The following is an 18,828-nucleotide window of genomic DNA, read 5'->3' on the forward strand; positions in this document are numbered from 1 at the left end:
GCGTCTGTCGTTGGGTAAGTCGGTCTCCACGGGGGCTCCGAAGAGCTCGCGACAGTATGCGTATGTCAAAAAAGACCGTCAACCTCTATTTTCCCGCGTTATTACAGCTGCGCCCCCACCAGGTCGGCCAGTTTGCCGGCCGCCTTGTCGTGCAGCGGGCGGTTCTGCCACTGCTGCAGCGAGACCGGCTTGGCGCGCAGCCAGTCCTGTTCGAAGATCGCTTCCTGCTCCTTCGCGAATTTCGGGTCGAGCACGTTCAGGTTGGCTTCGTCGTTCAGGCTGAAGGAGCGGTTGTCGAAGTTGGTCGAGCCGACCGACACCAGCAGCGAGTCGACCACCAGCGCCTTCACGTGGTACATGGTCGGCTGGTACTCGGCCATCTTGACGCCGGCCCTGAGCAGCTCGCCCCAGCGCTCGCGCGAGGCGGCGCGCACCACGTCCGAATCGATGATCTTGCCGGGGGTGATGATGCGCACGTCGACCCCGCGCTTGGCTGCCGCGACCAGGGCCTTGACCGCCAGCTCGTCCGGTACGAAATAGGAGTTCGACAGGTGGATCGTGCGGCGCGCCGCGGTGATCGCCATCAGGTACATCAGGTGCATGCTCTCGCCGCCGCCGGTGATGGAACTCGAGAACATCTGGGCCGGCGAATCGCCTTGCGCGCTCAGGGCTGGGAAATAATCCTCGCCGTCCAGCACCACGCCGGTGGCCTTGGTCCAGTTATCGTTGAACACGGCCTGCATCTGGCCGACCACCGGACCCTCGACGCGGAAATGGGTGTCGCGCCAGTGATCCTCGTCCTGGCCGCGGCCACGCCATTTGTCGGCGATGCCGACGCCGCCGGTAAAGCCGATGCGGCCGTCGACGACCAGCAGCTTGCGGTGGGTGCGGTTGTTCAGGCGCGCCAGCTTCCACCACACCGGCTTGTGGTAGCGGTGCAGCTGCACGCCGGCTTGTTTCAGCTCGTCCATCGAGGCGTTGTCCATTTTCAGGCTGCCGATGTAGTCGAGCATCAGGTGTACCTTGACGCCGGCGCGCGCGCGTTCGGCCAGCGCATCGGCGAATTCCTTGCCGATCGATTCCGACCAATAGATATAGGTTTCGAAGGTGATCGTCTTTTTCGCTTCGCGGATCGCCTTCAGCATGGCGGGGAAGATCTGGTCGCCGTTGAGCAGGACCTCGACCTTGTTGCCTTCGACCAGCGGCGGACCGAGCAGCACGCCAAGGGAGCGGCGGAATTGCGGGTCGTCGGTGTCGTACAGGCGGGTCAGCTGGGTCTCGATTTTTTTCTCCGTCGGCATGAAATTCAGCGCCAGCAAGCCGGCCACCAGGGTGGCAATGCAGGCGATGAGAGCAACGACAGAACGTTTTGGTCGCATGGGCAGGCAAATAAAAGGCAAAAAAAAACCAACGCTGTACGAGCGTTGGTTTTAACAAGCGTACTTCACTTCTTAGCGAACACGACCGCGACGCAGCAGGTTCACGATGGCCAGCAGGATGACTGCGCCCAGGAAGGAAACCAGCAGGGACGAAACGCTGAAGTCATCGGAGTTGATGGTGCCGGAGCCAAACAGCGGCGACAGCAGCCAGCCACCCAGGAAGGCGCCAACAATACCGACCACGACATTCAAAATCATGCCTTGTTCAGCGTCCGTCTTCATGACCATGCTGGCGAGCCAGCCGAGAATACCACCGACGACGATCCAGATAATGAATAACATGTTGATTCCTCCTCAAGTTGGAAAACATACTCCAGGCCAATTGATTGCCGAGGCCATGGGCAAAGTCTAGTGATGCGTACGTACCCGGGTCGGTGCGGCAACGAACGTTAGACGCGCAAAGTGCGGCAGTGTTCTGTTGATCGGTGGAATGGTGCATGTACCGTGCGTCAGCGAACAGAAGCGCACTGCTGGGCAGGCGTACCGTTGATCCACTCGCATTACCAAATTTGCATCACTCCAGACGCAATATGTGCTTAGCACACTGACCTTGAGAGGACACACCATGAGCAGCTACGACACCACCACCAAGAACAATCAGAACCGCATGGTCACCGGCCTGTTCCCGGACCGCGCCAGCGCCGAACGCGCTTATCACTCCATCTCGACCCGCGGCTACACCAAGGACGACGTCAACCTGATGATGTCGGACTCGACCCGCAAAACCCATTTCAACGACACCGAAACTGAACTCGGCAGCAAGGCAGCCGAAGGCGCCGGCGTCGGTGCAGGTATCGGCGGCACCATCGGCGCCGTGCTGGCCGGCGTGGCGGCACTGGGCACCAGCCTGGTGATCCCGGGCGCAGGCCTGGTCGTTGCCGGTCCGCTGGCAGCAGCGCTGGCCGGTGCAGGCGCAGGCGGCATCACCGGCGGCCTGATCGGCGCACTGATCGGCGCCGGCATTCCGGAAGAGCGCGTCAAGCACTATGAAGAAGGCATCAACCAGGGCGGCATCGTGATGGGCGTGACCCCGCGTAACGACGAAGACGTCGAGCACATCCAGCGCTCGTTCACCGACAACGGCGGTTCGCACGTGATCGGCACCGGCATCGGCGCCGCCGCAGGTGCTGCCGTGGGCGCCGGCATCGGCTCGGCCGCAGGTCCGATCGGCACGCTGGCTGGTGCAGCCATCGGCGGCATCGCCGGCGGCATGGCCGGCAAGGGCGCCGGCGAAGTCGTGAACCCGAAACCGGGCGATGACCTGGGTGAACACTACATGGCCAAGGGCGTCGGCGCAGGCGCCGGTGCCGCAATGGGCGCCGCTGCCGGTGCAGTGGCAGGTCCGGTCGGCATGGCTGCCGGCGCAGCGATCGGCGGCCTGGCCGGCGGCGCGGCAGGCCGCGGCGCGGGCGAAGTCGTGAACCCGCATTCGGAAGACCGCCTGCATGAGCACAACCTGGCCCAGGGCACCGGCGCTGCCGGTGGCGCCATGGCTGGCGCTGCGATCGGTGCCGCAGCCGGCCCGATCGGCGCGGTGGCTGGCGCGGTCGCCGGCGGCATTGCCGGCGACATGGCCGGCAAGGGCGCGGCCGAAGTCGTGAACCCGAAACCGGGCGACCAACTGCATGAGCACAACCTGGCCGGCGGCGTCGGCGTGGGCGGCGGTGCGGCTACCGGTGCGGCCATCGGCGCCGTCGGCGGTCCGATCGGCGCGGCAGCCGGCGCAGCCATCGGCGGCATCGCCGGCGGCATGGTCGGCAAGGGTGCCGGCCACCTGGTCAACCCGACCGAGGAAGACAACTACTGGCGCACCAACTACCAGACCCAGTCGCACTACACCCCGGGCTACACCTACGACGACTACTCGCCGGCCTACGCCCTGGGCTACAACAACTCGGGCCGCTTCCCGTCCTACGACCTGGCCGAGCCGCACATGGCCGACGAATGGGATCGCGTGAAGGGCAACTCGCGCCTGACCTGGGACCAGGCCAAGTCGGCCAGCCGTTCCGCCTGGGACCGCGTCGAGCACCGCCGCAGCAGCATCTAAATAGCTAGGGTGGGGTAAATCAGTCCGGGGGACTGATTTACGTGCCCCCAAATAAAAACCCCGGCGCCTTGCGGTGCCGGGGTTTTTTAACGTGGGCTCGGCGAGCCTACGCCGGCCGCGCCTGCCCTACAATCAAGACATTACTGCTTGACGGCTTCGACCTGAATCGCCAGGCGCACTTCCGGATTGAAGCCCATCTGGGTGCCGTAGGCAACGCCGAAGTCGCTGCGGTTGAAGGTGGCCGAGGCGTCGGCGCCGCACACTTCACGCTTCAGCATCGGGTGCTGGATGCACTTGAACTTGTTGATGGTGAGGGTCACCGGCTTGGTGACGCCGTGCAGGGTCAGTTGGCCGTCGACGCTGGCCGGCACGTCACCCTTGAACACCAGCTTGCCCTTGTAGGTCGCGGTCGGGAATTTGGCGACATCGAACATGTCCGCGCCCTTGGCATGATCGTTCATCTTCTGATGGCCGAAGTCGATGGTGGTGGCGTCGATGGTGATGTCGACGCTGCCGGTCTTGGCCGCGCGGTCGACGATGATGTCACCCTCGGTCTTGTTGAACTTGCCGCGCCAGGTCGACAGGCCACCGAAGTGATCGGCCTCGAAGCTCGGGTAAGTATGGTTCGGATCGATCTTGTAAGTGTCGGCGGCGAAGGCGCCGGTTGCGCAGACGGCAGCCAGCAGGGCGATGCTGAGGTTCTTCAGTTTCATGAGACGGTTCCCTTGGGTTGAGTGAGACTGCTTGATTGATGTGATTACTGTCCCGCGGCCACGCGGAACTTGATGACGACTTCGTCGGCGACCATGCTCGTATCTTTCCACTCGCCTTCGCCGACATTGAAGGCCAGGCGCTTGATTGGCAGCTGGCCTTCGAATACCTGCTTGCCGGCATCAAGCTTCACGCTGAGCGGGAAGCTGACATCTTGCGTCTTGCCCTTGATGGTCAGCTTGCCGCTGACGGCCAGCTTGCCGGCGCCGGCCGGCTTGATCGACGAGGACACGAAGCTCGCCTTCGGGAACTGGGCCGAGTTGAACCATTCCTTCTTTGCGATTTCCTTGTTGTAGTCGGCCTGGCCCATGTCGAAGCTGGCGGTGTCGATATCGACGCGCGCACTGGCTTTCTCGGGGTGGGCGGCGTCGTAGTCGATCCGGGCATCGAAGCGTTTAAAACTCGATTCGACCGGCACGTTCATCTGCTTGAACACGGCCGAGACGCTGCTGCGGGCGAGGTCGGTCTTGAGCGGGACGGCATTCGCGATCAGGGCGATGCCGAGGAGGGCGCTGCTTAGAAAGGCACGGGTCGGTTTCATGTTTTCTCCTTCAATGGGAACGGCCGGGCAGCATGCGGCGCATGGTGCCGTCGCGGTCGATGAGCTGGTGCTTGAGGGCGGCCAGCACGTGCAAGGCCACCAGCGCGGCGAGCAGCATGTTCAGCCAGTAGTGCACCCCTTTCAGGGTTTCTGCCAGCGCCGGATCCTTGGCGATCAGGACCGGCAACTGGAACAGGCCGAAGTACACCACCGGAAAGCCCGAGGCCAGCGTGTAGAAGTAACCGGACAGCGGCACCGCGAACAGCAGCACGTACAGCAAATGGTGCAGGCCATGCGCCGCGCCGCGCTGCCACGCGGGCATGGCGGCCGAGAGTGCCGGCGGGCGGTTCTTCAGGCGCCACAGCAGGCGCAAGGCGGCCAGCAGCAGCACCGTCACGCCGGCCCATTTGTGCCAGGAATAGTAGCGCAGCTTGGTCGGCGAAAAGCCGGGCATGTCCGTCATCACCAGGCCGAGCGTGAACGCGCCCACGATCAGCACGGCGATCAGCCAGTGCAGCACGATCGCGGTCGTGGTGTAGCGTTCCTGTTGCTGAGCCTGCATGCTGTCTCCGGAATATGTTCTTGTTGGAATGCGATCTTAGCAAAATAGTTGCTGTATTGATTCCCCTACTTTAACGATTCCATCCGGCAGGAGGAAGACAGGGAAACGGATAACATTGTTCAGCTGGCGGCACAATCCCTCGCGAACCCCCAAGCGGCGCACGCTAGAGCGCCCGGCACAGTGCCCAAAAGGAGGTCGAAGGTAAAATGTTGACGAGATCGATTTAAAAATGATAACTGCCGGATATGCAAATTTCCGAAAAAAAATGCTGAGATCGTCTGCGCCCGACCGCGTGCCCTTCCTACCCCGCCTGCTGCTGATGCTGGGGATGGCCACGGCCAGCTGCGCCGTGGCGGGCGAGCGCGCGGACAGCAAGCGTTCGGATGAGCGGCAGACGGAATTCGCCGACCTGTCGATCGAGGAACTGGCGAACATCGACGTGACCTCGGTGTCCAAGCGCCACGAGCGCCTGCAGGATGCGCCGGCCTCGGTGTTCGTGATCACCGCCGACGACATTCGCCGCGCCGGCAGCCGCAGCCTGCCCGAGGCGCTGCGCCTGGCGCCCAACCTGCAGGTGGCGCGCGCAAACAACACCGGCTATTACATCTCGGCGCGCGGCATGAACGGCACCAGCAACAGCCCGGCCAACAAACTGCTGGTCATGATCGACGGCCGCTCCGTGTATTCGCCGCTGTTTTCGGGCGTGTTCTGGGACGAGCCCGACGTGATGCTGGAAGACGTCGAGCGCATCGAGGTGATCAGCGGTCCGGGCGGCACCTTGTGGGGCGTGAACGCGGTGTCCGGCGTCATCAACATCACCACCCGTCATGCCGCCGATACCCAGGGCGACCTGCTGGTGCTGCGCGGCGACAGCGACGGTGCCCAGGCCGCCTTCCGCCATGGCGCCGGCGGCGCAGACCATAGCTGGCGCGTCTATGGCAAGGTGTTCGGGATCGGGCGCAGCGAACTGCGTACCGGCCAAGCCATCGACGATGCCTGGGACCAGGGGCAGATCGGATTTCGCAGCGATTGGGAGCGCGGCAACGACCGCTTCAGCGTGAACGGCAATGCCTGGCGCGGACACCAGGGCCAGCCGGCGCCGGGCGCGATCGCGGCGCCGGGCGCCAGCGCCGGCATCGACGATATCCACACGCGTGGCGTCAACCTGAGCGGACGCTGGGAGCGTGCGTTGGAAGGCGGCGGCAGCTTCAGCGCCCAGGCCTATTACGACTACCGCTACCGCCAGGTGCCGCCGACCCTCACGGACGCGGTCGACATCGCCGATATCCAGCTCCAGCATTCGTTGCCAACCATTGGCGCGCACAGCATCGTCTGGGGCGGCGAATACCGCTACAACTGGGACCATGTCACCAACAGCCGCTTCGTGGCCTTCCTGCCGGCCAAGGACAGGCAGACCTGGGCCAGCCTGTTTGCCCAGGACGAGATCGCGCTGCGCGACAACCTGCGCCTGACCGCGGGTGCACGCTACGAGCGCAACCCATATACCGGCGCGGAGTTCCTGCCGACCCTGCGCCTGTCCTGGCGCGTCTCGCCGGCGCACTCGCTGTGGAGCGCCTGGTCGCGCACCGTGCGCGCGCCTTCGCGCCTGGATGTCGACGCTTACATTCCCGGCGTACCGCCCTTCCTGCTGGCCGGCGGCCCGCGCGTGCGCGCCGAGGTGGCGCGTGTATTCGAGCTGGGCTACCGCGGCCAGGTTGGGCAGGACTTGTCGTATTCGGTGACCCTGTATCGCAATTTGTACGACCACCTGCGCACCCAGGATCTGAGCAGCCAGGGCACGATCGAGTTCGGCAACCAGATGAACGGCAGGGCGCACGGCATCGAGGCCTGGGCCAGCTACCAGATGAGCGATGCCTGGCGCCTGTCGGCCGGCGCCACCGCGTTGCGCGAGCGCTTCAGCCTGAAGCCGGGCAGCCGCGACGCCGGCAGCGTGGCAACCACCGGCGCCGACCCGGCCTACACGGCCCAGCTGCGTTCCAACTATGCCTTCGACAGCACGCGCGAGCTGGAACTGGCGGTGCGCCGTGTCGGCGCGACCGGACGGCCCGCGGTACCGGGCTACACGGCAGTCGACCTGCGCTTCGGCTGGCGTTTCGCGCCGGGCATGGCCTTGTCGGTGATCGGGGCCAACCTGAACGGCGGCCATGGGGAGTACGGGGCAGAGCAGGTCCGCGCCGAGGTGCCGCGGACCCTGGGGATCAAGCTGGTGTGGCAGCGCTGAATCGTCGTTCCCGCGAACGCGGGAACCCAGGTTTGCTTGCGTTTCGATAGCTCACGCAAAACTTGGGCCCCCGCCTGCGCGGGGGCGACGGAGCAAGCGCGGGGCGACGAGGTAATTAAATCGCCTTCGCCAGCTGCGCCGCCAGACCCGTGTAGTTTGCGGGCGTCATCGCCAGCATCAGGTCCTTGGCTTCCTGCGGCACCGCCAGGCCGGTGATGAACTCTTGCAGCGCTTCGCGGGTGATGCCTTTGCCGCGGGTGAGTTCCTTCAGCTGTTCGTAGGGGTTGGCGATGCCGTAGCGGCGCATCACGGTCTGCACCGGCTCGGCCAGCACTTCCCAGTTTGCGTCCAGGTCTTGCGCCAGGCGCTGCGGGTTCACTTCCAGCTTGTTCAGGCCGCGCAGGCAGCTGTCGTAGGCCAGCAGCGCGTAGCCAAAACCGACGCCGATGTTGCGCAGGACCGTGGAGTCGGTCAGGTCGCGCTGCATGCGCGAGACCGGCAGCTTGTCCGCCATGTGGCGCAGCACCGAATTGGCCAGGCCCAGGTTGCCTTCCGAGTTCTCGAAGTCGATCGGGTTGACCTTGTGCGGCATGGTCGACGAACCGATCTCGCCGGCCTTCAGCTTCTGCTTGAAGTAGCCCAGCGAGACGTAGGTCCAGATGTCGCGGTTCAGGTCCAGCAGGATGGTGTTGGTGCGCGAAATGGCGTCGAACAGTTCGGCCATGTAGTCGTGCGGCTCGATCTGGATGGTGTACGGATTGAAGGTCAAGCCAAGCCGCTGCTCGATCACGTTCTTGCTGAACGCCGGCCAGTCGAAGGACGGATAGGCGGACAGATGGGCGTTGTAGTTGCCGACTGCACCGTTCATCTTGCCGAGGATCTCGACGCCCTCGATGCGCTTGACGGCGCGCTGCAGGCGCGCGACGACGTTGGCGAACTCTTTACCCAGGGTGGTCGGGCTGGCGGTCTGGCCGTGGGTGCGCGACAGCATCGGCAGCTCGGCGTTGGCGTGCGCGATCTCGGTGAGCTTGTTAATGATGGCTTGCAGGGCCGGCAACATCACGCCGTCGCGCGCCGCTTTCAGCATCATGCCGTGCGAGGTGTTGTTGATGTCTTCCGAGGTGCACGCAAAGTGGATGAATTCGCTGGCCGCGACCAGTTCCGGCACATCCTTGACCTTCTCCTTCAGCCAGTATTCGACCGCCTTGACGTCGTGGTTGGTGACGGCTTCGATTTCCTTGATGCGGGCGGCGTCAAGGTCCGAGAACGCGGCGCCCAGCCGGTCGAGCAGGGCATTGGCTTCGTTCGAGAACGGCTTGAGTTCGGCAAAGCCGGCCTGCGACAGCGCCTGCAGCCAGGCGATCTCCACCTTCACGCGGTGGTGCATGAAACCGGCTTCCGACAGGATGGGGCGCAGCTTGTCGGTCTTGGCGGCGTAGCGGCCGTCCAGCGGGGACAGGGCCGACAGGGTGGAGGAGGAGGCGGTAGAAGTCATGGCAGGAAGGGATGGATGCAAAAGCGCGATTTTACCATCCGAAGTCGGCGCGGGCCGGCGTTTGTCAAGTGTCATTTTGCCGGCGTTGCATGCCTTCCTCGACCGATATTGCACAGGGAGGCCGATGCTATACTGTCAGCCACTCCCCTAATCTGAGCATTTATGAAACTCATCGGTTCTGTCACCAGTCCCTATGTGCGCAAGGTGCGCGTCGTGTTGGCAGAGAAGAAGCTCGACTACGTGTTCGAGCTGGAAAACGTCTGGTCGCCGGACACGAAGATTTCGGCATCCAACCCGCTCGGCAAGGTGCCTTGCCTGGTCATGGAAGACGGCAGCGCCATGTACGACTCGCGCGTGATCGCCGAGTACCTCGACACACTCACGCCGGTTTGCAAGCTGCTGCCGGCCAACAGCCGCGACCGCGCCAACGTCAAGGTCTGGGAGGCGCTGGCCGATGGTGTTGCCGATGCCGCCGTGCTGGCCTACCTGGAGCGCACCCAGCGCCCCGCCGAGCTGCAAAGCCCGGCCTGGATCGAGCGCCAGATGGGCAAGGTGCGCGCCGGCCTGCAGGTCATGTCCGATAACCTCGGCGAGCAGCCGTTCTGCATGGGGATCCATTACACCTTGGCCGACGTCGCGGTCGGCTGCATGCTGGGCTGGCTGCTGCTGCGCTTCCCGGCCATCGCCTGGCGCGACGAGCATCCGAACCTGGCGCGCCTGTTCGACAAGCTGTCCGAGCGCCAGTCCTTCAAGGATACGGTGCCGGTGGTCCCCGCGTGAACGGGCGCGCCGTGACCACGGTCGTCTTCGGCGAAGCGCTGGTCGACGAATTCCCGACCGAGCAGGTGGTGGGCGGCGCGCCTTTTAACGTCGCGCGCCACCTGGCCGCCTTCATGGAGCCGGCCCTGATGATCACGCGCATCGGACGCGACCGCAACGGCCAGGCCGTGCGCGGCGAGTTCGAGCGCTTCGCGATGAACGACGCCGGCCTGCAGCTGGATCCGATGGAAGAGACCGGCCGCGTGGTGGTCGAGCGCATCGGCCAGGGCCACCGCTTCCGCATCCTGCCGCGCCAGGCCTACGACTTCATCGACGCGGCAAGCGCCACCGCCTGCCTGGCGAAGGTCGACGCCGGCGTCGTCTATTTCGGTACCCTGGCCCAGCGCGAGGAACGCTCGCGCGCCGCCTTGCAAGCCGTGCTCGAGGCAAGCCCGGCCAAGCGCTACCTCGACCTCAACCTGCGGCCCGAGCAGTACGTCGAGACCACCGTCACGCGCTCCTTGCAGGCGGCCGACATCGTCAAGGTCAACGAAGAGGAATTGCAGGCGCTGTTCCAGTGGTATTTCCAGATCGGCCCGAACGATGCGGCGCTGTCGACGGAAGAAGTGCACGCGGCCTGCCGCGCGCTGATGGACCGCTTCAGCCTGGAGACCCTGATCGTGACCCTGGGCCACCGCGGCTCGGTGGTATTCCTGGCGGACGGCGGCATGGTTGCCACCCGCGACACCCCGGCGCCGCCCTTCGTGATCGACACGGTGGGGGCGGGCGATGCCTTCTCCGCGATCTTCCTGCTGGGCCGCGCACGCGGCTGGCCGCTCGAACTGACGCTGGCGCGCGCCAATGAATTCGCCGGTGCGATCTGCGCGGTCGCGGGCGCGGTGCCGCGCGACCTGAACTTCTATGATAAATGGGTCAATCGCTGGCGCGAAGGCACGCCGGCGCCCAGCTTTACATCTCGCTAGGATCCATCTGCGATTGCAGGTAGTTCTGCAGGCCCACCTTGACGATCAGGTCGAGCTGGGTCTCCAGCCACTCGATGTGTTCCTCGGTGTCTTCCAGGATGTCAAGCAGCAGGTCGCGTGAGACGTAATCGCGCGCCGCCTCACAGGCTGCGATGCCGTCCTTGACGCACTGCTGGGCGCCGCGCTCCAGTTTCAGGTCGCATTCCAGCATCTCCTGCGCCGACTCACCGATCAGGAGCTTGTGCAGGGCCTGCAGGTTGGGCAGGCCGTCCAGCATCAGGATGCGGTCGATCAGGCGGTCGGCATGCTTCATCTCGCCGATCGACTCGTCGTATTCCTTCTTGCCCAGGCGCGTGAATCCCCAGTGCTTGTACATGCGCGCATGCAGGAAGTACTGGTTGATCGCGGTAAGCTCGTTGGTCAGCTGCGCATTCAGCGCACGGATGATGTTCGGATCGCCCTTCATGGTTCCCTTATCGATGGTTGAGATAATAAAGACATCATAGCGTCACAGCGCGGCCAGCGCCACGCCGCCGGCGAGCAGCAGCGACACCGAAGCGATCGCGATGCCCACCGTGCGCCGGCGGTTGGTCAGCATCCACAGCACGACCCCGGACAGCGACAGCAGGATGATCGAGCCGGCCAGCGTGTCCACCAGCAGGATCCAGCCGACGCTCATGCCCACCCCCTTGTGCAGATTGGTGAGGGTAGCGAAGACATTGTTCTCGCTGCGCTTGAGGGTCACATAGCTGTTGCCGACCCAGTACTCGGCCTGCACCGCGCCGGTAGGCGAGGTAAAGCTGGCGCTCCAGCGCGCCGGCTGGACCACGGCATGGTCGCCCCAGGCCACTGGACGCGCGGGTTCGGATTTTACGCGCGCCGGATCGGGAGGGAGCTTGAGCGAACGTTTCAGCCAGGCGGCGAGCGCCTGCGGGTCGGCCGGGGCCGGACTCGGTAGTGGAATCTGCACCGTGCTTTCCTGGCTTTGCGCGGCAGGAATCCTGAGGACGGCGCGGTGGTTCAGGAGGATGCCGGTGCTGCCGAACAGCAGGCCGAGCACCGCGCCCCACAAGCCGATCCAGCCGTGCATCTTGCGCAGCCATTTGACGGCAAGGGCGCGCCGGGTGGGCGCGGGCGGCGGTTGGACGGTAAAGGGCTGCGGCGGCGTCCTCGGGGAGCGAAATGGGATGACGGGCATAAGACAGACGGGATGGCTGCTTTGGAAGCACCATGTTAGCAGGACCCGCCGCGCATCGGCCGCTGCACGCGTCGCATATGTGCGTAGCAATTATCGAGCGAACTGAGCCGAGGAAAACTGGGCCGGCGTCGCTGGCGCCGCGGACGCGGCGACGGCCGGGACGAGTCGGGAGGATCAGGCGGCGAAGCTGGCTGCCGGCGCCCGGCGCAGTTCGGTGACGGTGGTGCGCGATTCCAGGTGTTCGTGCATGACTTCGCGGGCATAGCTGACGCACTTGCCGCAGCAGGTGCCGACGCCGAGTTCCTTGTACAGGTCGGCCATCGAGCTCATGCCCATTTCGACGGCCTGGCGGATTTCACGGTCGGAGATGTTGTTGCAGACGCAGACGATCATGTCGATTCCTGTCGGTGTCGATTCGCGCGCCAGCCGGTATTGTCTGGTTTATAATGCGAATCATTCTCATTCAGTTTCGTATTCTGAGCACATCCGAGACCGAATGCAAGCGTTTTGTCGTGTCGGCGAGGCGGAGTGAACACAAGTAGACAAATCGCAAATAGAAATAATTCGCATTTAGGTTTATGATGCACATATCGTCTCATCAGCGCCGGAATCGACCACCATGACTCTTGCACCTACCCTGACCACCCTCGACGCCCTCAAGGCTGGCCAGAGCGCCACCGTGATCCACCTCGCGCCCAGCCACGACCATGGCGGCGATGGCGCCGACGTATCACGTCGCCTGATGGAACTGGGCTTCGTCCCCGGCGAACGCATCCGCATGCTCAAGCGCGGCCTGCCGGGCGGCCCGGTCGCGGTCAAGGTCGGTCAATCCACATTTGCCCTGCGCCGTTTCGAAGCGGCGCTGGTCTCGATCCAGCCGGAATAACGGAATAACGGAACATATCAATGGGAGCAGTAGAACAGCAGGTCCAGGCGGCGACAGCCCATAAAACGCCGTTGATCGCCCTGCTGGGTAATCCGAACTGCGGCAAGACCGCGCTGTTCAACCGCCTCACCGGCGCGCGCCAGAAGGTCGCGAACTACGCCGGCGTCACCATCGAACGCAAGGAAGGCAGCTTCATCCTGCCGGGCGGGCGCGCCATGCGCGTGCTCGACCTGCCGGGCGCCTACAGCCTCTCCGCCCACACCCCTGACGAAGCGATCACGCGCGACGTGGTCGCCGGCCTGCGCGCAGGCGAACAGGCGCCGGATGCCGTGGTCTGCGTCGTCAACGCCACCAACCTGCGCCTGAACCTGCGCCTGGTGCTCGAGATCCAGCGTCTCGGCCTGCCGATGGTGCTGGCCCTGAACATGGTCGACGTCGCCCGCAAGCGCGGCATCGAGATCGACACCGCCAAGCTGTCGCAGGAACTGGGCATGCCGGTGGTCGAAACCGTGGCCGTGCAGGCCGGCGGCGAGAAAACGCTGTTAGGCGCGCTCGAAGCGCTGTCTTTCGACACCCTGGTCAAACCGCGCCCCTTGAGCGCGATCGACGCCGTGCCGGTCGAGCAGACCCAGCGCGAAGTACGCCGCATCATCGAGGCCTGTGTCAGCTTCGACAAGGACACCGGCAACCTGTCCGAGCAGATCGACCAGGTCGTGCTGCACCCGGTGGCCGGCCCGGTGATCCTCGCGCTGCTGATGTTCCTGATCTTCCAGGCCGTGTTCAGCTGGGCCGCGGCGCCGATGGACCTGATCAAGGAAGGCGTCGAAGGACTCGGCAGCTGGATCGGTGCCAGCATGGCCGAGGGCCCGCTGCGCGGCCTGATCGTCGACGGCATCTTCGGCGGCGTCGGCAGCGTGCTGGTGTTCCTGCCGCAGATCCTGATCCTGTTCTTCTTCATCCTGGTGCTGGAAGACTGCGGCTACCTGCCGCGCGCGGCCTTCCTGCTCGACCGCATGATGGGCAGCGTCGGCCTGTCCGGGCGCGCCTTCATTCCGCTGCTGTCGTCGTTCGCCTGCGCGATCCCCGGCGTGATGGCGGCGCGCACGATCCAGAACCCGCGCGACCGCCTGGTGACGATCATGATCGCCCCCTTGATGACCTGCTCCGCGCGCCTGCCGGTGTACGCACTGGTGATCGCCGCCTTCATCCCGAGCCGCAAGCTGGCCGGCGGCATCGACCTGCAGGGCCTGGTGCTGTTCCTGCTGTACGCGGCCGGCATCGTCAGCGCGATGGCGGTGGCCTGGTTCTTCAAGCGCACCGCGCGCGCCAAGGGCCAGCACCCGCTGATGCTGGAACTGCCGGCCTACCACTGGCCGCACCTGCACAACCTGTTCCTGGGCCTGTGGGAACGCGCGAAGATCTTCCTGACCCGCGTCGGCACCGTGATCCTGACCCTGATGGTGCTGGTCTGGTTCCTGTCGAGCTTCCCGGGCGCCCCGGAAGGCGCGACCCACCCGCCGATCTACTACAGCGTGGCCGGCATGCTGGGCCGGGCCCTGGCCGTGATCTTCGAGCCGATCGGCTTCGGCTGGCAGATCTGCATCGCGCTGGTGCCGGGCATGGCCGCGCGCGAAGTGGCGGTCGGCGCGCTCGGCACCGTGTACGCGCTGTCGTCCTCGGGCGATGACGTGGCGACTTCGCTGGCGCCGCTGCTGGCCCAGTCCTGGAGCATGGCGACCGCGCTGTCGCTGCTGGCCTGGTACGTGTTCGCGCCGCAGTGCCTGTCGACACTGTCGGTGGTGCGCCGCGAAACCGGCAGCATCCGCTGGGCCCTGGTCATGGCCGGCTACATGTTCGCGCTGGCCTATGCGGCCTCCTTCATCACCTACCACGTAGCGCGCTACGCCCTGGGGAGCTGAGATGATCGCCCAGTACCTCGCGGTGGGCCTGATCGTGCTGTGCGCGGCGCTCTACGCCGCGGGCAAGTACCTGCCGTTGTCGGTGCGCCGCAAGATCGTCTACAAATTCTCTGACGGTTCCGGCAAGGGCTGGCTGGCGCGCTGGCTGGACAAGGACGCCGGCTGCGGCAGCGGCTGCGATACCTGCGGCACCTGCGCGCCGGAACCGATGCCGGAGACGGATGATAAGGGTCGAAAAATCATTCAGGTGCACGTCAAGCGCTAACCGTAATCACCGTCGTTCCCGACCTGGCCGGCCGCCTTGGCGGGAACCCAAGTTGGTAGCGGGCCGCAAAACTTGGATCCCCGCCTCCGCGGGGACGACGTGCTTAAGCCGCGGGTTGCCATCCCAAGTCCATTAGCGCCATCAGCCGCTTCGCATCGAAAGGCGCCCGCACCTTGATGTCGTTGTCGAAGTAGCAGTAGACGTCCCGGCTTTTCGCCTTCGGCGGCGCCACTTCCGATACGAGTCGCGCATCCTCCGGCTGCCCACCTTCGCTCCACGCACGGATCTTTTCAGCCCAGCGCTCCAGCGATGCGTCCTCGTAGCCGCTGGCATACAGCTCATGCTCGCCATGCAGGCGGATGTAAACGAAATCCGCGGTCACGTCTTCCCAGTCCGGCCACTTGCCCGCCGTATCCGCCACCACCAGCGCCACGTTATGCCTGCGCAGCAGTGCGATGAAGGCTTCGTCGCGGAAGCTCTCGTGGCGCACTTCCACCGCGTGCCGCAGCGGGCGCACGGCGTCGATGTCCAGCAGCGCGCGGCCTTCCATTTTGGCGTCGTGGCGGCGCGCGATCTCCAGCGCCTGGCCGGTATCGGTTGGCAGCATCGCCAGGAAGTGTTCGAGCTTTTCGGGATCGAAGCGCAACTGCGGCGGGAACTGCCACAGGATGGGGCCGAGCTTTTCGCGCAGCGCGAACACGCCCGAGGCCAGCACGTTGGCCAGCGCCGTCTCGATGCCGCGCAGCTTGAGCATGTGGGTGATGAAGCGGTTGCCCTTCACGGCAAACACGAAGCCGGGCGGCGTGGCCGCATACCAGGCCGCGTAGCTGCTCGGGCGCTGCAACGAATAGAAGGAGCCGTTGATCTCGATGGTGGGCAGTTCGCGCGAAGCGAAGTCCAGTTCGCGCGCCTGCACCAGCCCGGGCGGATAGAACACCCCGCGCCAGGGTTCGTAACGCCAGCCGGAGATGCCGATGAAGATGTCGCCCATGCCTGCGATGGTAGGCTGGGCAGGGGGCAGGGTTCGGTGCGCTGCCGAACCCTGCCTGCATTGCGATCAGGTGCGGATGCTTGCCTGGATCGGAACAGGACGCGGCCGCCGGCGCCACAGCGCCACCGCCCCCAATCCCGCCGCCAGCATCGCCCACGCCGGCGCTTCCGGCACCGGCGACACCGGCGAGGCCGACACCATGGTCAAGACCGTGCCTTGGGTCCAGTTCAGGTGGTGTTCCATGCTGCTGTAGGGCGTGATCTGGTACTCGTAACTCAGCTTGCCCGACTCGATCAGGTGGCCGCCGCTATGAAAGCCTTCCGGGTCGCTGCCGTATTCGCCGAGGCTGAAGGACAGGCCCTGGTTCGGCGAAAACACGAAGCTGTCGGCGCCGCAGTGGTAATACTGGTTGCTGGACGCGGCGCAGGCCACGTAATCCATCGAGCCGATGGTCAGGGAAGTCAGTTCGCCGATGTCGAGAACGCCGTCGGCATTCAGGTCGGTCCCGGTAAAGGAGCCGGCGATCTGCGCGTCGGGCAGGAAAACCCCGGCTTCCTGGTCATCGAAACCTGTGTAGGTGAAGGTCCAGTGGGTGGATTGGGCATGGGCGAACGCACTGCCGGCGAGCAGTGCGATGGCGGTGAGATGGTGCTTCATGGGAGGACCTCGCAAGGGGGCGGGAGGAAACCCGCGGTGAACGAAACGCTGGGTTCAGCCTACCCGTTTTTGTTACGAAAGTCCTGCTCATTTGACACATTTTCGACACAATGTCGGCGGCTGACCACACTCTGTGGCCAGCTCAGCCGTTTTCATTTCCCTGCTGAAACGACAGGCAGCTCGATGCTGCTTTCCATGCCCGGCGCGTGATACACCCGCTGGGTCGCCTTGCGGTAGTCGTCCGGCTTGGCGTAAAAGATGTTCGGCACGAAGGTCTGGGGGTTGCGGTCGTAGAGCGGGAACCAGCTGGACTGGATCTGCACCATCACGCGGTGGCCCGGCAGGAACACGTGATCGACGTTCGGCAGCGCGAAGCGGTAGCGCTCGGCCTTGTTGGCCGGGATCGCCGTCGGCTTGTCGAAGCCCTGGCGGTAACGGCCGCGGAAGATGTCCATCGAGATCGGCAACTGGTAGCCACCCAGTTCCGGCTGGGATGCCACTTCGTCCGGATAGACGTCGATCAGTTTCACGACCCAGTCGCTGTCGGTGCCCGAGGTCGAGGCGAACAGGTTCACCATCGGCGCGCCGGCCAGCGCCAGCGGCGCCGTCAGGCGTTCGCTCACATAGGTCAGCACGTCCGGACGGTCCGAGTAGGAACGCTGGTCGGTCACCAGCCAGGGCTTCCACACCGTGGCGTCCCCCATGCGCACCGGGCGCGGCACGAAGGGGATCGGTTTCATCGGATCGGACACGTATTCGTCGAAGTTCGCGCCCTTGCTGCCTGCTTTATCGAAGCCGAGCTTGAGGCCGGGCTTCAAATACATCGTGGTCGACGCCTGCGCCAGCGGCCATTGCTCCAGCCGGCGCCAGCGGTTCACGCCGGTCTGATACGACCACACCGGTGGGGTATCGAATTGCGGCGCGCCATCCTTCAGGTACTGGTTAAAGAAGGGCAGCATGACTTCGCGGCGGAACTCGCGGGCGGTGTCGCCGGTGAATTTCAGGGCGCCCAGCGAAGAGCCCTCGTAGTTCACGCCGCTGTGGCGCCACGGGCCCACCACCAGCGAATTCAGTTTGTTGTCCTTGTCCTTCGGCTCCACCGCCGCATAGGTCGCGTAGGCACCGTAGATGTCTTCCTGGTCCCAGCGGCCGACCACGGTCATGGTCGGCACCGTGAGCGGCTTCTTGGCCAAAATGCGGTCCAGCGCCTGCTCCTGCCAGTAGCTGTCGTAGGCCGGGTGCTCGAACAGTTTCTTTGCGAAGTTCAGCTGGTCGATGCCGTAGATGTGGGCGAAATCGAAGGTCGAGCCGGCGCGCAGGAAGGCGTCGTAATCGTCGTAGGTGCCGGTGACGATCTCCTCGCCCTTGCCGCGTGCCGAGTTCTGGCCGGCGATGTAGGCGAGATTCGGGTTGCGGAAGGCGCCGTTGTGGAACCAGTCGTCGCCGCGCCAGCCATCGACCATGGGGCTCATCGGCACCGCCGCCTTCAGGGCCGGGTGCGGTTCGACCAGCGCCATCAGCACCGTGAAACCTTCGTAGGACGAACCGACCATGCCGACCTTGCCGTTCGATTCCTTGACGTTCCTGATCAGCCAGTCGATGGTGTCCCAGGCGTCGGTACTGTGGTCGACCTGGGTGTTGTTCAGCGGCCCGCGCACCGGGCGCGTCATCACGTAGTCGCCTTCGGAGCCGTACTTGCCGCGCACGTCCTGGAACACGCGGATATAGCCGTTCTCGATGAAGGCATCGTCGCCGTCGCCCAGCATCGAGGTGATGTGCGGGCTCTTCATGCGGCCGGCGCGTCCCGAGGCGTTGTACGGCGTGCGGGTCAGCATGATCGGGGCGTGCGACACGCCCCTCGGGATCACGATCACGGTGTGCAGCTTGACGCCGTCGCGCATCGGGATCATCACCTCCTGCTTGACGTAGTCGGCGTTCGGCACGGTGATGGAAAATTTGTCGGCCGGGATGTCGGGCGCCATCGGCGGCGTCTGGGCCAGGGCCGTACCGCCGAGCGCGGCAAACAGCAGGGGAAGGGCGGACAGGGACGGCAGGCTGGGGCGCGACATCTTG

19 protein-coding genes are annotated in these 18,828 nt (G+C 64.9%); 7 read left to right on the forward strand and 12 right to left on the reverse strand.

Annotated elements, in window-relative coordinates; genetic code table 11:
* Positions 1 to 101 precede the first annotated feature (101 nt).
* Together cls and NX782_RS23390 are read right to left on the reverse strand one after the other, a co-directional pair.
* Positions 102 to 1,379, reverse strand: coding sequence for a cardiolipin synthase (gene cls, locus NX782_RS23385; RefSeq protein WP_370661832.1), 1,278 nt, complete (start codon positions 1,377 to 1,379; stop codon positions 102 to 104).
* A gap of 72 nt (positions 1,380 to 1,451) precedes the next feature.
* Complete coding sequence (locus tag NX782_RS23390) at positions 1,452 to 1,721, reverse strand: GlsB/YeaQ/YmgE family stress response membrane protein (RefSeq protein ID WP_020656446.1); 270 nt, start codon at positions 1,719 to 1,721, stop codon at positions 1,452 to 1,454.
* A 283-nt stretch (positions 1,722 to 2,004) separates the two neighbouring features.
* Here NX782_RS23390 and NX782_RS23395 point away from each other — a divergent pair, with 283 nt between their 5' ends.
* Positions 2,005 to 3,486 carry a hypothetical protein gene (locus NX782_RS23395; protein ID WP_258847906.1) on the forward strand — a complete coding sequence of 494 codons (1,482 nt, stop codon included), beginning with the start codon at positions 2,005 to 2,007 and terminating at the stop codon, positions 3,484 to 3,486.
* Positions 3,487 to 3,626: 140 nt separating this feature from the next.
* Here NX782_RS23395 and NX782_RS23400 read toward each other — a convergent pair whose 3' ends face one another.
* The 3 genes from NX782_RS23400 to NX782_RS23410 are packed head-to-tail and all read right to left on the reverse strand — an operon-like array spanning position 3,627 to position 5,360.
* A complete protein-coding gene (locus NX782_RS23400; protein WP_258847907.1) occupies positions 3,627 to 4,199 on the reverse strand; it encodes a YceI family protein in 573 nt (190 codons plus the stop codon).
* Between the two features lie 44 nt (positions 4,200 to 4,243).
* A complete protein-coding gene (locus NX782_RS23405) occupies positions 4,244 to 4,798 on the reverse strand; it encodes a YceI family protein (protein ID WP_258847908.1) in 555 nt (184 codons plus the stop codon).
* 10 nt (positions 4,799 to 4,808) lie between these two features.
* Positions 4,809 to 5,360 carry a cytochrome b gene (locus tag NX782_RS23410; protein WP_258847909.1) on the reverse strand — a complete coding sequence of 184 codons (552 nt, stop codon included), beginning with the start codon at positions 5,358 to 5,360 and terminating at the stop codon, positions 4,809 to 4,811.
* 265 nt (positions 5,361 to 5,625) lie between these two features.
* Here NX782_RS23410 and NX782_RS23415 point away from each other — a divergent pair, with 265 nt between their 5' ends.
* A complete protein-coding gene (locus NX782_RS23415; RefSeq protein ID WP_258847910.1) occupies positions 5,626 to 7,602 on the forward strand; it encodes a TOL_0244 family TonB-dependent receptor in 1,977 nt (658 codons plus the stop codon).
* A gap of 115 nt (positions 7,603 to 7,717) precedes the next feature.
* Here the strand turns inward: NX782_RS23415 and purB are convergent, their stop codons facing one another.
* Positions 7,718 to 9,097 carry an adenylosuccinate lyase gene (gene purB / locus NX782_RS23420; RefSeq protein WP_258847911.1) on the reverse strand — a complete coding sequence of 460 codons (1,380 nt, stop codon included), beginning with the start codon at positions 9,095 to 9,097 and terminating at the stop codon, positions 7,718 to 7,720.
* Between the two features lie 162 nt (positions 9,098 to 9,259).
* Here purB and NX782_RS23425 point away from each other — a divergent pair, with 162 nt between their 5' ends.
* A complete protein-coding gene (locus NX782_RS23425; protein ID WP_258847912.1) occupies positions 9,260 to 9,877 on the forward strand; it encodes a glutathione S-transferase N-terminal domain-containing protein in 618 nt (205 codons plus the stop codon).
* An 11-nt stretch (positions 9,878 to 9,888) separates the two neighbouring features.
* Complete coding sequence (locus NX782_RS23430) at positions 9,889 to 10,839, forward strand: PfkB family carbohydrate kinase (protein ID WP_258847913.1); 951 nt, start codon at positions 9,889 to 9,891, stop codon at positions 10,837 to 10,839.
* Here the strand turns inward: NX782_RS23430 and bfr are convergent.
* From bfr to NX782_RS23445, 3 genes are all read right to left on the reverse strand, one after another.
* A complete protein-coding gene (bfr, locus tag NX782_RS23435; RefSeq protein ID WP_258847914.1) occupies positions 10,826 to 11,305 on the reverse strand; it encodes a bacterioferritin in 480 nt (159 codons plus the stop codon). The two genes, NX782_RS23430 and bfr, sit on opposite strands and share 14 nt — an antisense overlap.
* 42 nt (positions 11,306 to 11,347) lie before the next feature.
* The gene (locus NX782_RS23440) at positions 11,348 to 12,037 is read right to left on the reverse strand and encodes a PepSY-associated TM helix domain-containing protein (protein ID WP_370661833.1); all 690 of its coding nucleotides are present in this window, start codon (positions 12,035 to 12,037) and stop codon (positions 11,348 to 11,350) included.
* Between the two features lie 174 nt (positions 12,038 to 12,211).
* Entirely contained in the window at positions 12,212 to 12,430 is a 219-nt protein-coding gene (locus tag NX782_RS23445) for a (2Fe-2S)-binding protein (protein WP_258847916.1), read from the reverse strand.
* Positions 12,431 to 12,656: 226 nt separating this feature from the next.
* Between NX782_RS23445 and NX782_RS23450 the strand changes: the two genes are divergently transcribed.
* The 3 genes from NX782_RS23450 to NX782_RS23460 are packed head-to-tail and all read left to right on the forward strand — an operon-like array spanning position 12,657 to position 15,107.
* On the forward strand, positions 12,657 to 12,923 hold the full coding sequence (locus NX782_RS23450) for a FeoA family protein (RefSeq protein WP_258847917.1): 267 nt from the start codon (positions 12,657 to 12,659) through the stop codon (positions 12,921 to 12,923).
* Between the two features lie 20 nt (positions 12,924 to 12,943).
* A complete protein-coding gene (feoB, locus tag NX782_RS23455) occupies positions 12,944 to 14,842 on the forward strand; it encodes a ferrous iron transporter B (protein WP_258847918.1) in 1,899 nt (632 codons plus the stop codon).
* 1 nt (position 14,843) lies between these two features.
* Positions 14,844 to 15,107, forward strand: a complete 264-nt coding sequence (locus tag NX782_RS23460) for a DUF6587 family protein (RefSeq protein WP_258847919.1) — start codon at positions 14,844 to 14,846, stop codon at positions 15,105 to 15,107.
* A 103-nt stretch (positions 15,108 to 15,210) separates the two neighbouring features.
* On the opposite strand, the gene NX782_RS23465 is transcribed toward NX782_RS23460, so the two are convergent.
* The 3 genes from NX782_RS23465 to NX782_RS23475 form a co-directional block, all read right to left on the reverse strand.
* On the reverse strand, positions 15,211 to 16,098 hold the full coding sequence (locus tag NX782_RS23465) for a DUF72 domain-containing protein (RefSeq protein ID WP_258847920.1): 888 nt from the start codon (positions 16,096 to 16,098) through the stop codon (positions 15,211 to 15,213).
* A 66-nt stretch (positions 16,099 to 16,164) separates the two neighbouring features.
* Positions 16,165 to 16,755, reverse strand: a complete 591-nt coding sequence (locus tag NX782_RS23470) for a hypothetical protein (protein ID WP_258847921.1) — start codon at positions 16,753 to 16,755, stop codon at positions 16,165 to 16,167.
* A 152-nt stretch (positions 16,756 to 16,907) separates the two neighbouring features.
* On the reverse strand, positions 16,908 to 18,824 hold the full coding sequence (locus NX782_RS23475; protein ID WP_258847922.1) for a CocE/NonD family hydrolase: 1,917 nt from the start codon (positions 18,822 to 18,824) through the stop codon (positions 16,908 to 16,910).
* Positions 18,825 to 18,828 lie beyond the last annotated feature (4 nt).

It is taken from the genome of Massilia norwichensis, assembly GCF_024753245.1.
GTDB lineage: Bacteria > Pseudomonadota > Gammaproteobacteria > Burkholderiales > Burkholderiaceae_D > Telluria > Telluria norwichensis.

Bases quoted from the DNA above. Each gene is read 5' to 3' on its own strand.
- NX782_RS23400 (WP_258847907.1), bottom strand. From the start codon at position 4,199: ATGAAACTGAAGAACCTCAGCATCGCCCTGCTGGCTGCCGTCTGCGCA.
- NX782_RS23395 (WP_258847906.1), top strand. From the start codon at position 2,005: ATGAGCAGCTACGACACCACCACCAAGAACAATCAGAACCGCATGGTC.
- NX782_RS23440 (WP_370661833.1), bottom strand. From the start codon at position 12,037: ATGCCCGTCATCCCATTTCGCTCCCCGAGGACGCCGCCGCAGCCCTTT.
- NX782_RS23410 (WP_258847909.1), bottom strand. From the start codon at position 5,360: ATGCAGGCTCAGCAACAGGAACGCTACACCACGACCGCGATCGTGCTG.
- NX782_RS23450 (WP_258847917.1), top strand. From the start codon at position 12,657: ATGACTCTTGCACCTACCCTGACCACCCTCGACGCCCTCAAGGCTGGC.
- NX782_RS23460 (WP_258847919.1), top strand. From the start codon at position 14,844: ATGATCGCCCAGTACCTCGCGGTGGGCCTGATCGTGCTGTGCGCGGCG.
- bfr (WP_258847914.1), bottom strand. From the start codon at position 11,305: ATGAAGGGCGATCCGAACATCATCCGTGCGCTGAATGCGCAGCTGACC.
- NX782_RS23405 (WP_258847908.1), bottom strand. From the start codon at position 4,798: ATGAAACCGACCCGTGCCTTTCTAAGCAGCGCCCTCCTCGGCATCGCC.
- NX782_RS23390 (WP_020656446.1), bottom strand. From the start codon at position 1,721: ATGTTATTCATTATCTGGATCGTCGTCGGTGGTATTCTCGGCTGGCTC.
- cls (WP_370661832.1), bottom strand. From the start codon at position 1,379: ATGCGACCAAAACGTTCTGTCGTTGCTCTCATCGCCTGCATTGCCACC.
- NX782_RS23445 (WP_258847916.1), bottom strand. From the start codon at position 12,430: ATGATCGTCTGCGTCTGCAACAACATCTCCGACCGTGAAATCCGCCAG.
- NX782_RS23475 (WP_258847922.1), bottom strand. From the start codon at position 18,824: ATGTCGCGCCCCAGCCTGCCGTCCCTGTCCGCCCTTCCCCTGCTGTTT.
- purB (WP_258847911.1), bottom strand. From the start codon at position 9,097: ATGACTTCTACCGCCTCCTCCTCCACCCTGTCGGCCCTGTCCCCGCTG.
- feoB (WP_258847918.1), top strand. From the start codon at position 12,944: ATGGGAGCAGTAGAACAGCAGGTCCAGGCGGCGACAGCCCATAAAACG.
- NX782_RS23470 (WP_258847921.1), bottom strand. From the start codon at position 16,755: ATGAAGCACCATCTCACCGCCATCGCACTGCTCGCCGGCAGTGCGTTC.
- NX782_RS23425 (WP_258847912.1), top strand. From the start codon at position 9,260: ATGAAACTCATCGGTTCTGTCACCAGTCCCTATGTGCGCAAGGTGCGC.
- NX782_RS23465 (WP_258847920.1), bottom strand. From the start codon at position 16,098: ATGGGCGACATCTTCATCGGCATCTCCGGCTGGCGTTACGAACCCTGG.
- NX782_RS23415 (WP_258847910.1), top strand. From the start codon at position 5,626: ATGCTGAGATCGTCTGCGCCCGACCGCGTGCCCTTCCTACCCCGCCTG.